The sequence below is a fragment of the Pseudoalteromonas sp. meg-B1 genome (genome assembly GCF_003173795.1).
Lineage (GTDB): Bacteria > Pseudomonadota > Gammaproteobacteria > Enterobacterales > Alteromonadaceae > Pseudoalteromonas > Pseudoalteromonas undina.
In genome coordinates this window covers 1-18,170 of sequence record NZ_QGQU01000006.1, presented here as the reverse complement: position 1 = coordinate 18,170, position 18,170 = coordinate 1, and the positions used below count along the sequence as shown (strand labels likewise).

Sequence of the window (18,170 nt, the reverse complement as noted above, 5' to 3'; positions counted from 1 at the left end):
TCGCTATTTTTCACCTTATTGTTATGATGGGATAGCTATTAATATAGGATGTAATTCCATGAAAAAACTAACAACATTGGCTCTTGCCTTGGCTGCAGCAATCGCGCCGGGTGTATCGGCCTATGAGACTAAAGACACTCGTTTACTCCGCTTTCCAGATATCCATAACCAAACCGTTACCTTTGTCTACAGTGGCGATATTTATATTGCGAATACGCAAACAGGCGAAAGCAAACGCTTAACCGACCATATTGGCTTTGAAACATTTCCTAAGTTTTCCCCTGACGGTAAGCGCATTGCATTTTCAGCCGAGTATAACGGTAGCCGACAAATTTATGTGATCAACAGTGACGGTTCAAACCTAAAGCAACTTACTTATTATAATGACGTTGGCCCAATGCCACCGCGTGGAGGTTTTGATTACCGCGTTTTAGATTGGACCGCCGATGGTAAAAATGTGGTATTTAGAGCTAACCGCACACCATGGGGAAAACGTATGGGCCGCCCTTACATGGTTCCTGCAGATGGCGGACTTGAACAGCCATTAGCGATTCCAGAAACTGGTGGCGGCATGCTATCTCCAGATGGCAGCAAATATGTTTACACGCCAATTGATCGAGAGTTTCGTACGTGGAAACGTACTCGTGGTGGTCGTGCGCAAGATGTATGGATTTATGATTTAGAAAAAAACACCTCAGAACAACTAACTACAAACCGTGCAACCGACCAGCAACCAACTTGGGTTGGTGACGATATTTACTTTGTGTCTGACCGTGATTACACGCTAAACCTTTACCAGTACCGCAAAGGCAGCGAACCAAAAAAACTTACCAACTATAAAAACTTTGACGTACTTTGGCCGTCAGCTGGCCCAAATGCGATTGTTTATGAAAACGGCGGTTATTTATATCGCTTTGACGCAAAAACACAAAAAAGCGCTAAGCTAAGCATTAACATTGCAGGCGTGCGCCAATACGCAATGCCGTATAGCAAAAATGTTAGCGATTTTATTGATTCTATGTCGCTCTCTCACGATGGTAAACGTGCTGTATTTACTGCCCGTGGTGAGCTGTTTAGCGTACCAATCAAACAAGGGCCTACACGCAACTTATCTTACACAGAGAAAAGCCGCGAAATAGATGCAAGCTGGTCACCAAATGGGCGTTACATTGCTTACATGAGCGATGAAAGCGGCGAGTACGAAATTTACTTAAAAGATCGCAGTAAAAACAATGCTATTAAGCAACTTACTAGCAATGGTACCATTTGGCGCTTTACGCCTATTTGGTCACCCGATAGCGCTAAGCTATTGTTTGCAGATAAAAACAACACACTTTGGTGGTTAGATGCAAAATCGGGCAAGCAACACAAAATTGATACCGGCATTTACGACGAAGACGGCATTACTCAGTATACGTGGTCGCCTAACAGCCAAGACATTGTGTATGTTAAAAATAACGAAAACCGTTATGCCTCACTGTGGCACTACAACCTTAAAAAAGAAAAGGTGACGCGCCTAACAGACGAAATGAGTAACGAGCAAAACCCAACCTTTTCGCCAGATGGCCAATACCTTTACTTTAGCTCTGAGCGCGACTTTAACCTTGCGTTTAGCAGTTACGAGTTTGACTACATGTTTAACCGCGCCACCCGTATTTATGCGGCCGCAGTAAACGACAGTGTTAAACCGCTTATTGCCTTACAAAGTGATGAAACCACGATTGTAAAAGATAAAGAAGATGAAAAAGAAGACGACAAAAAAGTTAAAAACGCACTGCAAAGCAGCGACTTTATGCAGCGTGTTACCGCTCTTAACGCGCCAGCGGGCGATTACCGTGGCTTAACCGCAGTAAAAGACGGCGTACTGACGCTTGCTAATGGCGCATTACAACTTATAGGTACCGAGCACGACAGTGAGCTAGAAACAGTCGCTAAAGGTGTTAACAATTACACTATATCGAGCAACAGCGAACATCTACTTGTACACACAAGTGGCGGTTACAGCTTAATAGAGCCTAAACCAAAGCAAGACCTAGACGCCAACAAGCTAGATTTAAGCAAAATGACGCTTAAAATCAACCCGCAAGCTGAGTGGCAACAAATGTACGTAGAAGGCTGGCGCACACTGCGTGACTGGTTCTACGACGAAAATCACCACGGTCAAGATTGGGATGCTATTTTAGCTAAATACCAACCTATGGCTGATGCTATTAGCCACCGTAGCGACCTTGATTACGTACTTAGCGAAATTGCCGGCGAAATTAACTCAGGTCATATTTACGTGCAATCGGGCGATATGCCAAAAGCCGAACGTAAAAATCACGGTTTATTAGGCGCTAAGCTTGCAAGCGACCCATCTGGTTACGTAAAAATAGAGCAAATCTTTAAAGGTGAAAACTGGCATGACGATTTCCGCTCACCGCTGGGGACTACTGGTGTAAAAGCACATAACGGCGATTACATTATTGCGGTAAATGGCCGCTCGGTTAAAGACGTTGCTAACTTTTACGAACTCCTTGAAAACACCCAAGGCGAGCAAGTAGAGCTAGTGCTAAACAGCAAACCGCGTAGCAAAGGTGCGTGGCAAGTAACAGTAAAACCGGTAGCCAGTGAGCAAGGTCTACGTTATTTAGATTGGGTTAACTCGCGTGCAGCCTACGTTAATAAGCTATCAAATGGGCGTATTGGCTATGTGCACCTGCCAAATACAGCCTATGAGGGTAACCGCGCCATGTTTAAAAACTACATGCCGCAAACAACCAAAGATGCCATGATTATTGATGACCGTTACAATGGCGGTGGTTTTATTCCTGAGCATATGATCACTTGGCTTGCGCGTAAACCGCTTAACTATTGGAAACGCCGTGGTGTAGAGCCAACTAAAACACCGCAGTTTGCGCACAATGGCCCTAAAGCCATGCTAATAAATGGCTATTCAAGTTCTGGTGGTGACGCAATCCCTTACTACTTCCGCCAAGCTGGTCTAGGTAAGCTAATTGGTACCCGTACATGGGGTGGCTTAATTGGTATTTCTGGTAACCCAAGCCTTGTAGACGGCGGACAAGTAATTGCTGCTACATTCCGTATTTTAGACACAAAAGGTAACTGGATCATAGAAAACGAAGGTGTTGCACCAGATATTAAAGTAATTGATCGTCCAGAGCTTATTTATAAAGGCCAAGATCCATCAATAGAGCGTGCTGTACAAGAGTTATTAAAGGAGCTTAAAGAAAATCCTAAACAACCCTTAGTGATACCACCAGCACCTTCTAAGTTTTAATTTGCTGCATAGCTAAACAAGCTAATACCAATAAAAAACCCTGCAAATTTGCAGGGTTTTTTATGACTTGGATTTAATGACTTATATGTATTAAGGCTTATCTTTTTCTCCAGCCGCTCCATACATCATCTTCTTGGTTGGCTTTTTTCTTCTTTTTCTTACCTGTACCTTCTGGCTTGGCCATTGGCTTGTCGTTTTTTAGCGCCTGTGCCGCATCAAGGTTGGCTTGGTTTACAGCAAAACCTGCTACCTCTTCGCGCTCTAAGCGAAGTTTGTTTTTCTTTTCGATAATTCTAAAGTGATGGAAGTCTTCATAATCAATTAACGATAACGCTAAACCGACTTCACCAGCACGGCCGCTTCGGCCAATACGGTGCATATAATCAGCTGGGCTACGCGGTAAGTTAAAGTTAATAACAACAGGCAGTTTGGCAATATCTAAACCACGGGCTGCTATATCGGTGGCAATAAGTACTTCTATTTCGCCAGCTTTAAATTTTTCAATTACGCGAGTACGCTCGCTTTGGCCTTTATCGCCATGGAATACTTGTGCGTTCACGCCGCGTTTTTCAAGTTTGCAGGCTAAGTGCTCACAATCTTTTTTAGCGTTGACAAAAATAAGTGCTTGGCGCCATTGATGCGCTTTAATTAAGTGCGCTAAAACCGTGGTTTTCTCGCCTTTATTAACCGTAAATACGCGCTGAACTAAAGTGCTTTCGTCTTTGCTTTGTACTTGTATTTCAACAGGGTTGGTTAACAGCTCTTGCGTTAATTGTGTGACTTGCTCTGGGAAAGTCGCTGAAAACAACATGGTTTGTTTTTTAGCAGGCATAAGCGCTAATAGCTCAGCAAGCTCTTCAGTAAAGCCAAGGCTTAACATGCGGTCAGCTTCATCAAGCACTAAGGTTGTTACTTTATCGAGCTTAATCGCATTGCTTGAGATTAAATCGAGTAAACGCCCTGGCGTTGCAACAATGATATCAGCACCGCCGCGAAGTGCTTGCATCTGGGTATTAACCGACACACCACCAAATACCGCCACCGTTTTAATGGCGCCATTAAAATTAGCAGAATACGATTTAACACTATCGGCTACCTGCACTGCCAGCTCGCGAGTAGGTACCAAAATAAGCCCTGTTACAAAGTTGCCTTTGCTCGCTGCTTTTTTAGCACCTTGCGCTAAAAATAGCGTTTGTAGCATAGGCAAAGCAAAGGTTGCTGTTTTACCTGAGCCGGTATTTGCCCCCGCAATTAAGTCACTCCCCGCCAAGATACTTGGAATTGCTTTTGCCTGAATCGGCGTAGGTTGCGTGTATTCAAGGTCAGACAAACGAGCAATTAGCTCTGGAATAAGGCCAAGTTCGTTGAAATTACTAGGATTTGCGGCTGAGGTCATAAAAGGTGCGGGCTCATTACTAAAAATAGCCTGTAATTTTAGCGTATTTAGCAACTATTAAGTAGAGGTTAGTGATTTAAATAATATTTAGCTACAGGTAATAAAAAGACGCTTGCGCGTCATTTTTATTTAACAGTAACTAAAAACCCTAGTTACGCTTATCTAGCTCTACCTGTAACCTAGCTTTTGTTTCTTTTAAGTAGTTTATATAAGGATATGAGTCATCTGCAATGGCTAATGCAGACTCCATCTGTTCAAGTGCTTGGCGAGTATCACCCTGCATTTCATAGCCATAAGATAAAGCTGAAAGCGCATCGACTGATTTTGGGTGGTTTTTTAAATTGTACTTAAACACCTCAATAGCACGGGTAAACTGCTTGCTGCCCGTTAGGTTATAACCGAGTGATCTAACAGCACGGTCTGGTGGAGATATCTGCTCGCCCCATTGTTGAGATAATGTTTTGTAATAACCATCAATAGAGGCTACATCGTCAGTTAAAGCACTTATAGGCATTTGTTTAGGTAAAAATAAGTTGTAGTAGGCATTAAATACGCCAGCAGCAGTGGTTAAGCCATGCGAGATGCCATCAAACGCATCATTAAAAAAGCGTAACCCTCGCGCTTTATGCGATTGCAGTGATTGCTGTAATTCATCATACCTTTCTCGCATTATGCCGGCTTCTTCGCCGATATTGATATAAACGTAACTGTTAAGCTCTTTGTTTTTAGTTATAAACGATTTTGTACTTTTTACCATTGCGCCATAATTCCACCAAACTGCAGGGCTATACGCAATATGCGCTTGAAATAGTTCGGGATTTGCCTGCAACGCGTATAGCGCAAATACACCACCAGCAGATGCGCCAGCAATCACTTTATAGTCATGCGTGCGATAGTTCTTATTTACTAAAGGAATGAGCTCTTGTTCAAAGAACGCTAAAAACTTTGCCGCGCCGCCCCCTTCACCGACAGGCCCTTGTGGCTCTTTATTCACTGTAGGATACATATCTCTAAGTCGATTAGTGTTTTCAATAGCGACAATAATAACCTCAGGCGCACGATTATCATTTTGTAAGCGCTCAATAACAGCACTTGCAAGCGGTATATTACCCGCTCCATCTAAGCGATAAACAACTGGGTATACCTTATTTGGCTGAGCTTGGTAGCTTTTAGGCAATTGCACGACAACTGTGCGTTCTTCGTTTAAAACAGCCGATTTAATAGTGTGCATGAACTGAGAGTCATCAGCACTTTGCTGTTTAATGCCAGCTTGTGCAAAGGCACTTTGTGAACTAAAAGCAAAAAAGCTAAAAAAACAAATAACGGTTAATAAACGCATAACTAATCCCTTAGAGAATAATAAGTTACTTAAGCTAACAGAGTTTCAGGCACAAAAAAAGCGCATTGAGCGCTTTTTTTAACATTAATAAAAACCTATAACCTTTTGATTTTACTCAACTGTAACCGATTTTGCTAGGTTACGTGGTTGGTCAACATCAGTGCCTTTAATGACCGCTACATAGTACGACAGTAACTGTAGTGGAATTGTATATACAACAGGGGCAATTACGTCATCTACGTGGTTTACGTTGATTACACGCATTGTGTCGTCTGACTCAAAGTGTGAGTCTTTATCAGCGAATACATAAATGATGCCGCCGCGAGCACGTACTTCTTCTACGTTTGATTTAAGCTTTTCAAGCAATTCATTGTTTGGTGCTACAACAATAATTGGCATGTCGGCATCAATAAGCGCTAATGGGCCGTGTTTAAGCTCACCTGCTGCGTAGGCTTCAGCGTGAATGTATGAAATCTCTTTAAGCTTAAGTGCGCCTTCCATCGCGATTGGGTATTGTGAGCCGCGCCCTAAAAACAGTGAATGGTGTTTATCAGCAAATTCTTCAGCAAGGTCTGCAATGCCATCAGCCAATAGTAGCGTTTCTTCTAATTTAGCTGGTAGCAGTTTAATAGCGTTAACAATCGCGCTTTGATCTAAGCCTTTCTCTTGCGCAATAGACGCAGTAAGCATTAACAAACCAACAAGCTGTGTAGTAAATGCTTTAGTAGAGGCTACACCAATTTCAGCGCCTGCTTTGGTCATAAAGGCAAGGTCTGATTCTCGCACAAGCGATGAGCCAGGTACGTTACAAATAGTCATTGACCCCATATAGCCTTGCTCTTTAGCTAAACGCAGTGCAGCTAAAGTATCAGCCGTTTCGCCTGATTGTGAAATAGTTACTAGCAGACTATTTTCGTGTACAAATGACTGACGGTAACGGAACTCAGAAGCAATTTCTACGTTACAACTAACACCTGCAAATTGCTCAAGCCAGTAACGAGCAACCATACCTGAGTGGTATGACGTACCACAGGCAATAATTTGTACGTGTTTTACGTCTTTAAATATTTGCTGTGCGCTGTCGCCAAAGGCATCAATCGCTACGCGGTCATCGTTTAAACGTCCTTCAAGAGTGTTACGTACTGCAAGTGGCTGCTCATAAATTTCTTTTAGCATGTAGTGACGGTAATCACCTTTGCCTGATGCATCTTGTGTGATGTTTGATTCAACAACTTCACGCTCAACCGCGTTGCCATCTGCATCAAAAATTTCTACAGTGTCGCGAGTAATACGCGCTACATCACCTTCTTCTAAGAAGATAAAGCTGCGAGTCACTGGTAATAATGCAAGTTGATCAGAAGCAATAAAGTTTTCACCAAGGCCTAAACCAATAACTAACGGGCTACCTGAGCGAGCTACAATAATTTCGTTATCATTCGCTTTATCAAACACAACGGTACCAAATGCACCTTCAAACTGTTTAACGGCAGCTTGAACTGACGCTAATAAAGTGGTGTGCTGCTGACGTAACTGATGAATTAAATGCACCATGACTTCAGTGTCGGTGTCTGATAAAAACTCGTAACCGTCGCCTTTAAGTGCTGCACGCAAACTTGCGTGGTTTTCAATGATTCCGTTATGTACAAGTGCTAATTGATTACTTGAAACATGTGGGTGAGCATTGGCTTCAGTTACACCGCCATGAGTCGCCCAACGAGTGTGTGCAATACCTGTGTGGCCGCTAACACCAGCTTGTTCAAGTGCTGACTCTAAGTTTACAACCTTACCAACTGCTTTAACTGTATTCAGTGTATTGCCTTCAAGTAAAGCTACACCTGCTGAGTCATAACCGCGGTACTCAAGACGCTTAAGGCCTTCAACTAAGATTTTATTTACTGGACGTTCTGCAACAGCCCCAACGATTCCACACATAGTGTCTCCATTAATTTTTTAATTCTAGCAACTTACGTTTTAGTTGCTATTCCATAATTTCTGCGCAAATTAGTTTTACACCACACGCCTCTATGGCTGCACGTTTATCACTTGCTAAGCCACTGTCGGTTATTAATGTGGTTACTGTTTGCCACGGTAATTCTAAATTTGGTATTTTTCGGCCAATCTTTTCTGACTCAACCAGCACAATAACTTCGCGCGCCGCTTTAGCCATCACTTGGCTTAATCCAACAAGTTCATTAAACGTGGTTGTTCCACGCGCTACATCAATGCCATCAGCACCAATAAATAGTTGATCAAAATCATATGAGCATAGAACATTTTCGGCTACTTGCCCTTGAAACGATTCTGAATGCGGATCCCACGTGCCACCTGTCATTAAAAGGGTTGGCTCGTTTTCAAGTGCTAATAAACGTGTTGCCACTTTAATTGCGTTAGTCATAACAACTAACCCCTGCTTGCTAGCCAACTCAGGGATCATCGCTGCAGTAGTCCGGCCGCTGTCAATAATAATGCGGTTATGATCTTTTATAAGCGCCGCTGCTGCCTTAGCAATTGCTACTTTGCGCTTAGAATCGATCTCATCGCTTACTATCTCTTTTGGTAGCGTAATAGCCCCACCATAACGGCGCAGCAACAAGCCACTTTTCTCAAGCGCGGTTAAGTCTTTTCGAATGGTTACTTCTGATGTTTGAAACTGTTCAGCAAGAGTCTCAACGGCCACTTCACCAAGCTCATTTACTTGGCTAAGGATCAGATGACGGCGTTGCTGGGTGTTTCGTTTGGTCATTAAGTAACTGCTATTAAGTTTCGTTTCGAAAGTTAGGGGATTTTAAACGAAACATAATAAATGGCAAGTGAATGCATAAAAATAAAGCAGTTTTATTCAAATTATCATCATGCTTAAAGTAGGTTAAGCTAGGCACCATTATTTAAGTTAAACAAAATTGATATGCAGTCATTTAATAGTATTAGTAAAGAGAATCTAGCGCAGCGTAAAGCTGTGCACGAAATTTGCCGCTTATTTAATAAAAGCCCCAGTAAAGGTAATTTAAAGCGAATAAAAGAATTATGCTCACACTGTGGTGATGGAGTAATTATTGAAGCGGGCTTTCATTGTGACTATGGCAGTCAAATAAAAATTGGTGATCGTACTTTTATAAACATTAACTGTACTGTGTTGGATGCGCCAATAAATGAAGGAGCCATAAGCATTGGCGACGATTGTTTAATCGGCCCAAACGTTCAGCTTTTGGCCGTTTCTCATGCAATTGAGCCTAAACAAAGGCTACAAAAAGAAAACTTTGCAGCACCGATTACTATCGGTAATAACGTGTGGATTGGGGCGGGAGTTATTGTGTTAGCTGACGTTACCATTGGCGAAAACGCTGTTGTGGGCGCAGGGTCGATAGTGACCAAAGATGTGGCTGCAAATACAGTTGTTGCTGGTAACCCCGCGATAAAGCTCAAGGATATTTAACACGCTAAAGCCTGCCCTAAAGGTCGTTGTTTACGGCGGTAGTTAACTTGTATTGTTCTAGCCTTTAACTCCTAATTCAGCTCCTAATTGCTCAATATCTTTATGTTGCTCAAAATACTGCACAACAGCTTGAATCTGTTGTTGCTTTATACCTTCAAAATTATCGGTTAGGTAATCTTTAATCTCACTAAAGTTCCACGTTAAGTCCATTTCCGTCGGGATTTTGGTTAGGGCAGTAAACACCTCTTCAATCGTTTTATCGTCAAGTAAAAAACGAATAAACTGCATTACAGCTAAGTTCTCTGGGTTATCTGAGTATTTTTCAGCCTCTGCAACACGAGTAAGGACTTGTTCTGGCGTTTCATAAAGTAAAGCCTGCTCTGCAATATTGGCCTGTAAATCAGCTATTACGTCTTTAATCTCACTGTTTTCTGAGCTGCGGAATTGTTTAAATAGTATTGAATGCGATTTTAGAGCTGAGCGAAAATCTTTTTTCTGGCAATATACAGCACTCTGGCTACACATCGCTTTAGCTACCCGAATTTGAATCTCTTCGTTCGCTGAGCCTTTGAACTGCTCAATCAAGCTTGCATAACTGTTAAGTGCTTCTTCAAAATTTTCTTGCTTAACATAAGTATTACCTTGGTTAACCATCGCGTTAGCCACTTGGGTTTGAATCTCTTCATTCGATGAGTCTTTGAACTGCTCAATCAAAGCCGCATAACTATTGAGCCCCTCATCAGACTTGCCTTGATGACCATAAGTAACGCCTTGGTTAACCATCGCGTTAGCCACCAGAATTTGAATCTCTTCATTCGATGAACCTTTGAACTGCTTAATCAAGGTTGTATAACCACATAGTAGCCTTTTAATCTAACCGAGTTTTGTAGCACATACCACATAAAACCAATCATTTATAAAATATTTTAAGTTATATTTTTAATGCTAAACCAACCTAAAGATCAGCGGGCTTACCAATATTAGCCCGCAACCAAAGCCCACTTTAACTTGCCATGCTTTATATTTACCTGTGACTTTAATTCCTAACAGTGGGCTTAATAAGTCGATACGTCGCGCAGCAATAAACACCAACCAACAAATAATGAAAGTGAGGCTGAGTATAAGTAATGGCTCCACAAAACCACCTAATTGCAGCTTCGACAAATAAAACGCAAGGCCAATAATCACACTTTGATGCAATAGATAAAAAGGGAATACTGCACCGTTTAATGAAGCCAGTTTAGGGTGATCGTGATTCAAAAAACGTTGTGCTAGTGCCAGCATTAACAACACGCCCATTAATCGTTGCGCAGTATACAGCATATCTATGCTGGTAATTTGCCATTGGCTAGCAGCAGGGTTTTGCCAAATCATGTTGTAACACAGCACAACAACTATATAACCTAAAGTGAATACCACTAATAGCACTCGCCAATGGCGAAGTAGCTGGCTATAAAATGCAGGCTGCCAAGCAAGCAAGTAACCATAAAGTAAGAACAGCGCGCCCATGGGGTATCGGAAAGTATCACTCGGCCAGCTCAGTTTTAAAATACACAGCGGCAATAGCAATACAATAAAAATAGTCAATAACGAGCGCCCACATAAACGCGTGATTATTGTATGCACAGTAGCGTGATGAAGCAGCGGCATTGCTAGCACCAGCAATAAAGTAAATTGCCATAACGAACGTAAGTACCAAAGGTGATTCACATCGACATGAGGCCAAATCCCAGCTTGATAGCGCTCGAATAAAGGGTTGGTTAAATCAAAGAACTGGCTGTAAAACTGCCAAAAGCCCATAGCTAAACTGGTTTCTTGGCTCATTTGCGCATAAAGCTGAATAGGCACAATAAACCAAATGCCAAACAATAAAGGCAGTAATATTTTTACACTTCGTGTAGTTAAAAACATACCTAGACTAAAGCGCGCAACAATAAAGCGCAGCGCCACACCTGAAATAAACCAAATTAATCCCATCCGCCATGGCGACAATAAAAGCATGACGTTTTCAATACCGCTGGATAAGTACTGACTTTTAAAATGAAAGCCCCAATTTTCACTGTATAACATGCCGGTGTGGTAAAAAATTAATAAGCCAAAGGCAAGTACTCTTAGCCAATCTAAATCATAACGGCGAGATGGTAACTCTTCACCTTGGTTAAACACATTTAACCAAGGTTTTAATAGCGTACGTGTTGTATTTTTAATGACTATTTTAAGATTCATAGAAGATTTAACTTATGAGTAATTAATAACAACTATGGACAACACACTGTGTTAAGCAATCACAAAAGGCTTATAACACAGTCAGTAGGGATAAACGGTGGATATCAGGGATGATATAAACTTGGTGTTTTATCACTCTCTTGCTAGTCTAATTGCGGTCTTTTAAAGAGTTACAATAATAATGATCACTTTATCGCACTTTCAGCGCTATCAAACTTGGTACGCGGCTTTATTTTTATGTAGTTATATTTTTATAAACAACACCATTAATGCCAGCTCAAATATTATGGAAGCCCAACGTGATGGCTCACTTCCTTTTATGCTCTGGGAGCCCTTTGTGTGGGAATACTCGAGTGCTATTGGCACTTTATTATTGTTTCCGGCTTTAGTTTGGTTATTAAAAGCTAAGCCCTTTAATTGGCAAAAAATCTCTCATTCAATATTACTGTACTTAGTAGCGAGCATTGCTTTTTCGTTATTACATATAGGTATTATGGTCGCTATCCGCAAACTCATTTACACCGTGCAGGGTATGCAATATGACTTTGGGTTAGTGTGGTTTGAGTTACTTTATGAATACCGCAAAGATTTGTGGGGATTCTTATTTTTGATTGTTGTTATTAAAACCTATCAATATGTCGTGAGCCAATTAACAGGTGAAGCAGCCCCGATCAGTCAAGGCGAAGATACTGCTGAACATGTAAGCTTAGACAGGCTACTGGTAAAAAAGCTGGGAAAAGAATTTATTGTTCGCGTAGCAGAAGTAGATTGGCTTGAATCAAATGGCAATTATGTAAATCTACATATTGGCGCTCGAATTTACCCTTTTCGTGCAACCATGACACAACTTATAACTCAGTTAGAGCCACAAGGGTTTTGCCGCATTCACCGTTCTCATGCGATTAGATTAGACGCGGTTGAATCAATCACGCCATTAGCAAGTGGCGATAGTGAAGTAAAACTTACAACAGGAAAAGTACTTAACTTATCGCGTCGCTATAAAGATCAATTTAAGGAACTGTTAAATTCAACTACAAGTCATTCTTAACTCACGCTATGTTAAGCTAACCTGCTTTAGGTTAGCCGCATTTATATTTTCGGAGTAGTGTAGTACGTGTTCTCAAATCGATTTATCCGCATTTTGCCATTAGTATTTATTTTATCCGGCTGTGAAACCACACCCGATACACCAACATCACCCCCTGAAATTAAGGCTAACCCCAAAAAAATTGTTAAAGAACAAAACGAAAATATTGAGCAAATAGCTCCCTTAAGTCCTCAGAAACTCGATGATGTGTGGCAACGCATCCGAGCGCAGCTTACATTTGCCAATTCTAGCCACCCAGATGTACAACAACGCATTGCATGGTATTTATCGCACCCAAATTACATGGATGAAATTAGTCGCCGTGCTGAGCCTTACCTTTATTATATAGTCACAGAGGTTGAAAAGCGGAACTTACCCATAGAATTAGCATTAATGCCGCTAATTGAAAGTGACTTTGATGCCAGTGCCTATTCGCACAAGCATGCATCTGGACTTTGGCAATTAACGCCTGCCATTGCTAAATATTTTAAAGTGCAAATATCCCCTTGGTATGACGGACGTCAAGACGTAATAGACAGTACCCGAGCTGCGTTGGATTTTATGGAATATTTACACAAACGCTTTGATGGTGACTGGTATCACGCTATAGCAGCCTATAACTTAGGTGAAGGTCGTGTACTTAGAGCAATTAGTAATAATAAAAAACAAGGCAAACCCACCGACTTTTTTAGTTTAAAACTGCCCAAACAAACCAGCCAATATGTGCCAAAGCTCCTTGCAGCAGCACAACTTTTAAAAAGTAATAAAATGGTCTTTCCACCCATCAGCAATCAACAGACTATAGTAGCCTTACCCGTCTCTGGTGCAGTTATTTTAGATAACCAAGAAGAATGGCGGTCATTAGAGGGGTTAAACTATGGCGTTATCCGCTTCCCTGCGGTCATTGATGCACCTCACATTGTTGTGCCAGCGAGTAAACAAGCCGAATTTAAGAGTATGTTGGCTAATCAAAAAGAAAACGATTACAGCCAATGGCAGCATTACACAATTCAACCGGGGGATAGTTTAAGCGTGATTGCAAAACGTTATGCAATCAGCGTTAAACAGCTAAAAGCGTTTAATAATTTGAAGACTGATCGCATCCGCGCTGGTAAGAAATTAATACTGCCGATGTTGGCAGATCAACAGGTAGAACACTTAGTAAAGTCAGGCGAAAGTTTATGGAAAATAGCCAAACGCTACAACGTCAGCATTACCAAGCTAAAACAATGGAATAACCTGTCGCGAGATCGTTTGCAAATAGGTGAGAAGTTAACGGTGTTTTTATCTAATAGCTAAGTGAAAGGGGGCTGGCAAAGCTGTCAGCCCCTTTCAATTAGGTGGTTTTAGTTTGTTTCATCGTCTTGCGCGTGCCTGCCGTACCAGTTTACTCTGCGCGTCAACATCATTATTAAACTGAGTACCACGAACACCAGTACACTGCCCATTAATAATGCGTAATCCTCTGCACTGAGTAATCCGTATAAAAGACTATAGATAAATAACACTCCACATAAGAATAGCCCTCCATGTTTGCTATTTTTAAGCATACCCGCAACATAAACACTCAATAGAATTGCTGATGCAAGCGCCGATAATAAATACGCAATATTAAAGCCCAAGTGCTCACTAAGTGAAATCAGTAGTAAATAAAATACCGCTAAAGCAAGCCCGACAAAACCATACTGTACAGGGTGTATTGGCTCATCACGCAGTACCTCGAGCAGAAAGAAACTCGCAAAAATAAGTACAATAACCAAGATGGCATAATTACTTGCTCGATAATTTTTAAGGTAGTGATTAACACTATCGACTAAATTAACTCCCATGTTACGTTGCTTGAACAAGGTGCACTCATTACGAAATAAACATTGGTTAAATAGCTCTTTTAAATTGGTCGCAAAGTAATTGGTTTGCCAACTCGCAGAAAAGTCCTGTGCCGAAATTGATGACTCGATAGGCAGGTAATCCCCTACAAAACTTGGGTGTGGCCAATCGGCTTGCATTGTCAATGAGCTGTTTTTACCAACCGGTGCAAATGAAAGTTGACGCATACCTTGCAGGTTTAAGCCTATTTGATACGGCAGTACCTCACTTTTGCGAATGGTTTCATAATCAAGCTCTACACGAATCCCTTGTGGTAACTGATCTAGCTGGGTACCGGGGAGTAATTCATAACTTCGCTCGTTAACATTAATGTGTGATCCTTGTCCTATCCCTCGGATATCAGAAATGGCTAAAATAAGGTTGAGGCGCTTTATCTTTTTGTCCGCTAAGACAGCTAATGCACTCGTTTTAAACCGCCCTTCAAATTGGTTCTGTGAGCGATATAACAACGCTTTATAAATACCACGGTACTTTTCAAATGTTGCTAGATTACTACTGACATTGAGCGATTCAGGTAAAAGCGTCATATTCATCAATTGCTCGCTCGTTTTACCATCAACCGTAACTGTTTCTAGGTACTGAGCATGAATAAATGGGCCAATAACCTGCTGTTCATCACTGCTACTCTTAGCTATATCAGCCTGAACTTGCTGCTGCAATTCTGATCGCTCATCAATTAGGTTTTGGATCATAAAGATAGGGATCAATAACAACACGATAAGCCCTATTATTATGATCAGTTTGGTTTCTATTTTTTGTTTCACTGTTATGTACTCCATCTATTACATAAGCATAGAGTACCGAAGCTATATGGATTTACTGAGGTGCTTAGATGGAGCTTTTATGGAGTAGGCATATTTATATGAACACGGACGCCATTTTTAGTATTTTTTATGTTGAGCTGCCCTTTATGTAATTTAACGACCTGCTCAACGAAGTTTAGTCCTAATCCAGTGCTTTTATTACCATTGGCTCTAGGGAGTGAATAAAACCGTTCTGTGATGCGTTCAAGTGCATAATCTGGGATACAAGGCCCCGTGTTATCAATATAGATTTGAACATAGGATGGCTCTTGTATTACCTGAATGTGAATCTCCCCCCCCTCGTTGATAAAGTCCAATGCGTTATCAAAAATATTGTATAGCGCTTGTTGAATTAGAAATACATCTCCTAAACACGCACTGCTTGGGTCGCAGCTAATTACTACTTGTACATTTTGCGTTGTGGTTCTGGCAATAAAAGAATCTTTAATTGCTTCAAATAAAGGTTTTACAAACACCTTCTTTCGCTGTTCAAGTTCAGGAAGCTGCTCTAATTTGGTAAGCGTAAGCAGCTTATCTATTAGCTGCTGCATTCTCACTGTTTCAGACTCAATATTATTTGCAAATAACTGTTTTTTATCTGTACTTAGGGGAGACTGTAAAATCTCGCTTGCACCTTTAATTGCAGATAGAGGGCTTTTTAATTCATGAGTTAGTGTTTGAACATAATGCTCAACGTAACGTTTGCCATCTAACTGATTGCGCATTTTTTCTAGCGCATCACTTAACAAGCTATATTCGTAAAAAACTCTAAACCTTGGTTTAGATGCTTTTTCACCTCGCCCCATTTTATCCGCATAGTTTGCCAGCTTATACAAGGCACCATTGATTCGCCAGGCAATCAATGCTCCAACCATTAATGCCAAAATACTCATCACGACTAACCAACTTAATACACGGTACTTAGACATGTTTATAAAAGGTTGTACAGAGCGATTGGGCTTAGCCACAGTGACTGACCCAATAATATTACCATTATCGATTATGGGCGCAGCAACATGCATGACGGTTGAAAGTGGGTCATCTTGAGCAGTTGCGGTCGAGCGAGCACCGTACTCTCCCCGTAATGTGAGATAAACATCATTCCATTGTGAAAAATCTTTTCCTATATCTTGCTGCCAAGAATCAACAACAACGATTCCCGCAGCATCCGTAATATATATACGGTGATTTGTCCCTTGTTTATTTACCCCCCAGATTTTTGCATTTGGTTGCCTGCTGCCATACGAGTTAACCACATTAGTAAAGTGGCTTTGTGACAGCGTACCACGAGCTAAATCATCTCGCGCCATCACTGCAAGCAAATTAGCCATATCAACCAAGGTTTCCTCGGTAACCTGACGAACTGTGGGCTTAATCTCGCGCATAACCGTTGAACTAACTAAGTAAGTCGTTAGTATCACGAGGATAAAATAAAGCAAAAACAATCTCAGCCCGAGCGGGATTTTAGGCCAACGCTTCAAGCGAGCTAATGAATGCGTGGAGCGTTTAAATAGGTTCATAAAAATAACCAAAACCTCGCTTAGTATGAATCATGGGCTCATGACATACAGCGCGTAATTTATTTCTAATGGCTTTGATATGGCTATCAACATTGCGGCTATATACACTGTCTTGGCATAGTTGTGCTGATGATAGCAGTTGCTCTCGAGAGAATACCTGCTTAGGGGATAACACTAGCTTATCAAGCAATTTAAACTCTAAAGCCGTTAAATTTAACGGGGTGTTATTGAAGTAGTAATCAAAATTATTACTGTACAGACCTGATTGCTCAGTAGAAGTATTTATTTGTGTTTCTCTGACAGCATAAGGCTTTAAACGAAGTTTAACGCGAGCAAGCATTTCTCGAGGGCTAAAGGGTTTAGTGACATAGTCGTCTGCGCCAATCTCTAATCCAACAACGCGATCGATTTCATCGTTGCGCGCAGTTAAGAAAATGATGGGTAAAGAAGAAAATTCGCGAACTTGCTTACATAGCTCAAAACCATTTGCATCAGGTAAACCAACGTCTAAAATCAGTAAATCTATCTGTGTAGCTTTAATATAACTAAGACCAGCCCCTGCGGTATCGAACCAAACGACGCTAAAGCCATCCATCTCGAGCGTATGAATCAAGGTGTCTGCAATTGCTTTTTCGTCTTCAATGATCACTATCTGCGCCGTTGCCATACAACTTATTCCTTTACTACAACCTAATAAACACGCTTATAGTTACAGTAAGTAACAAGTCAGTCAATATCCTTTATAAGGATGCTCTTTGAGCACAATGAAGTGGTTAGACGCTTTATTTAAATTAGAGGTGAAATTTTCACAGCCTAAGACCCTCTAGCTATTTCACTTCCCTGCAGATACAAAAAAGCCCGACTCGAAAGAGTCAGGCTTTTTTGTATTTGGAGCCGTTGTGCGCTACGCAGTAGGATGACCTACTTTCATACATTTGATGTTCTTTAATGGAGATGCACTTAGCTCTAGACTGGTCGTGGCGTTCTTTTATCCGTGGGTTTCGAGATATTCAACCCACGCTACGATGGTCAGGTTAACGCAGTGCAGCTGATAGCTGACGGCTGATAGCTGATACTTTCACTTTCCTGCAGACGTAAAAAAGCCCGACTCTTTCGAATCGGGCTTTCTCTTATTTGGAGCCTGGTAATGTCCTACTTTCACATAACAAATGCTACACTATCATCGGCGCTGTTTCGTT

At 41.3% G+C, this 18,170-nt stretch carries 13 protein-coding genes; 4 read left to right on the top strand and 9 right to left on the bottom strand.

Annotation, left to right across the window (positions count from 1 at the left end; all coding sequences use genetic code 11):
• The first annotated feature begins 58 nt into the window (after positions 1–58).
• The gene (locus DK924_RS16660; protein WP_109875707.1) at positions 59–3,280 is read left to right on the top strand and encodes a S41 family peptidase; all 3,222 of its coding nucleotides are present in this window, start codon (positions 59–61) and stop codon (positions 3,278–3,280) included.
• A 97-nt stretch (positions 3,281–3,377) separates the two neighbouring features.
• Here the strand turns inward: DK924_RS16660 and DK924_RS16655 are convergent, their stop codons facing one another.
• From DK924_RS16655 to DK924_RS16640, 4 genes are all read right to left on the bottom strand, one after another.
• A complete protein-coding gene (locus tag DK924_RS16655) occupies positions 3,378–4,676 on the bottom strand; it encodes a DEAD/DEAH box helicase (protein WP_109875753.1) in 1,299 nt (432 codons plus the stop codon).
• Between the two features lie 148 nt (positions 4,677–4,824).
• The gene (locus DK924_RS16650; protein WP_109875706.1) at positions 4,825–6,015 is read right to left on the bottom strand and encodes an alpha/beta hydrolase-fold protein; all 1,191 of its coding nucleotides are present in this window, start codon (positions 6,013–6,015) and stop codon (positions 4,825–4,827) included.
• Positions 6,016–6,126: 111 nt separating this feature from the next.
• Positions 6,127–7,947, bottom strand: a complete 1,821-nt coding sequence (gene glmS, locus DK924_RS16645; RefSeq protein ID WP_008466748.1) for a glutamine--fructose-6-phosphate transaminase (isomerizing) — start codon at positions 7,945–7,947, stop codon at positions 6,127–6,129.
• Between the two features lie 46 nt (positions 7,948–7,993).
• Entirely contained in the window at positions 7,994–8,758 is a 765-nt protein-coding gene (locus DK924_RS16640; RefSeq protein WP_109875705.1) for a DeoR/GlpR family DNA-binding transcription regulator, read from the bottom strand.
• A gap of 162 nt (positions 8,759–8,920) precedes the next feature.
• On the opposite strand from DK924_RS16640, the gene DK924_RS16635 reads away from it, so the two are divergent.
• A complete protein-coding gene (locus DK924_RS16635) occupies positions 8,921–9,448 on the top strand; it encodes a sugar O-acetyltransferase (RefSeq protein WP_055012365.1) in 528 nt (175 codons plus the stop codon).
• Between the two features lie 57 nt (positions 9,449–9,505).
• Here the strand turns inward: DK924_RS16635 and DK924_RS16630 are convergent, their stop codons facing one another.
• Positions 9,506–10,291, bottom strand: a complete 786-nt coding sequence (locus tag DK924_RS16630) for a tetratricopeptide repeat protein (RefSeq protein WP_181388787.1) — start codon at positions 10,289–10,291, stop codon at positions 9,506–9,508.
• A gap of 102 nt (positions 10,292–10,393) precedes the next feature.
• Positions 10,394–11,674 (bottom strand): acyltransferase, encoded by a 1,281-nt coding sequence (locus DK924_RS16625; RefSeq protein ID WP_109875704.1) that lies wholly within the window; start codon positions 11,672–11,674, stop codon positions 10,394–10,396.
• Between the two features lie 184 nt (positions 11,675–11,858).
• Between DK924_RS16625 and DK924_RS16620 the strand changes: the two genes are divergently transcribed.
• Positions 11,859–12,722, top strand: coding sequence for a LytTR family DNA-binding domain-containing protein (locus DK924_RS16620; RefSeq protein ID WP_109875751.1), 864 nt, complete (start codon positions 11,859–11,861; stop codon positions 12,720–12,722).
• A 66-nt stretch (positions 12,723–12,788) separates the two neighbouring features.
• Entirely contained in the window at positions 12,789–14,060 is a 1,272-nt protein-coding gene (locus DK924_RS16615) for a LysM peptidoglycan-binding domain-containing protein (RefSeq protein ID WP_109875703.1), read from the top strand.
• A gap of 47 nt (positions 14,061–14,107) precedes the next feature.
• Here the strand turns inward: DK924_RS16615 and creD are convergent, their stop codons facing one another.
• The 3 genes from creD to DK924_RS16600 all read right to left on the bottom strand — a co-directional run bounded on the left by creD (position 14,108) and on the right by DK924_RS16600 (position 17,638).
• Positions 14,108–15,412 carry a cell envelope integrity protein CreD gene (creD, locus tag DK924_RS16610; RefSeq protein ID WP_109875702.1) on the bottom strand — a complete coding sequence of 435 codons (1,305 nt, stop codon included), beginning with the start codon at positions 15,410–15,412 and terminating at the stop codon, positions 14,108–14,110.
• A 77-nt stretch (positions 15,413–15,489) separates the two neighbouring features.
• The gene (gene creC, locus DK924_RS16605) at positions 15,490–16,971 is read right to left on the bottom strand and encodes a two-component system sensor histidine kinase CreC (protein ID WP_219986110.1); all 1,482 of its coding nucleotides are present in this window, start codon (positions 16,969–16,971) and stop codon (positions 15,490–15,492) included.
• Positions 16,958–17,638 carry a response regulator gene (locus tag DK924_RS16600; protein WP_010392155.1) on the bottom strand — a complete coding sequence of 227 codons (681 nt, stop codon included), beginning with the start codon at positions 17,636–17,638 and terminating at the stop codon, positions 16,958–16,960. Before DK924_RS16600 ends, creC begins: the two co-directional genes overlap by 14 nt.
• Positions 17,639–18,170 lie beyond the last annotated feature (532 nt).

Bases quoted from the DNA above. Each gene is read 5' to 3' on its own strand.
- DK924_RS16660 (WP_109875707.1), top strand. From the start codon at position 59: ATGAAAAAACTAACAACATTGGCTCTTGCCTTGGCTGCAGCAATCGCG.
- DK924_RS16655 (WP_109875753.1), bottom strand. From the start codon at position 4,676: ATGACCTCAGCCGCAAATCCTAGTAATTTCAACGAACTTGGCCTTATT.
- DK924_RS16650 (WP_109875706.1), bottom strand. From the start codon at position 6,015: ATGCGTTTATTAACCGTTATTTGTTTTTTTAGCTTTTTTGCTTTTAGT.
- glmS (WP_008466748.1), bottom strand. From the start codon at position 7,947: ATGTGTGGAATCGTTGGGGCTGTTGCAGAACGTCCAGTAAATAAAATC.
- DK924_RS16640 (WP_109875705.1), bottom strand. From the start codon at position 8,758: ATGACCAAACGAAACACCCAGCAACGCCGTCATCTGATCCTTAGCCAA.
- DK924_RS16635 (WP_055012365.1), top strand. From the start codon at position 8,921: ATGCAGTCATTTAATAGTATTAGTAAAGAGAATCTAGCGCAGCGTAAA.
- DK924_RS16625 (WP_109875704.1), bottom strand. From the start codon at position 11,674: ATGAATCTTAAAATAGTCATTAAAAATACAACACGTACGCTATTAAAA.
- creC (WP_219986110.1), bottom strand. From the start codon at position 16,971: ATGAACCTATTTAAACGCTCCACGCATTCATTAGCTCGCTTGAAGCGT.
- DK924_RS16600 (WP_010392155.1), bottom strand. From the start codon at position 17,638: ATGGCAACGGCGCAGATAGTGATCATTGAAGACGAAAAAGCAATTGCA.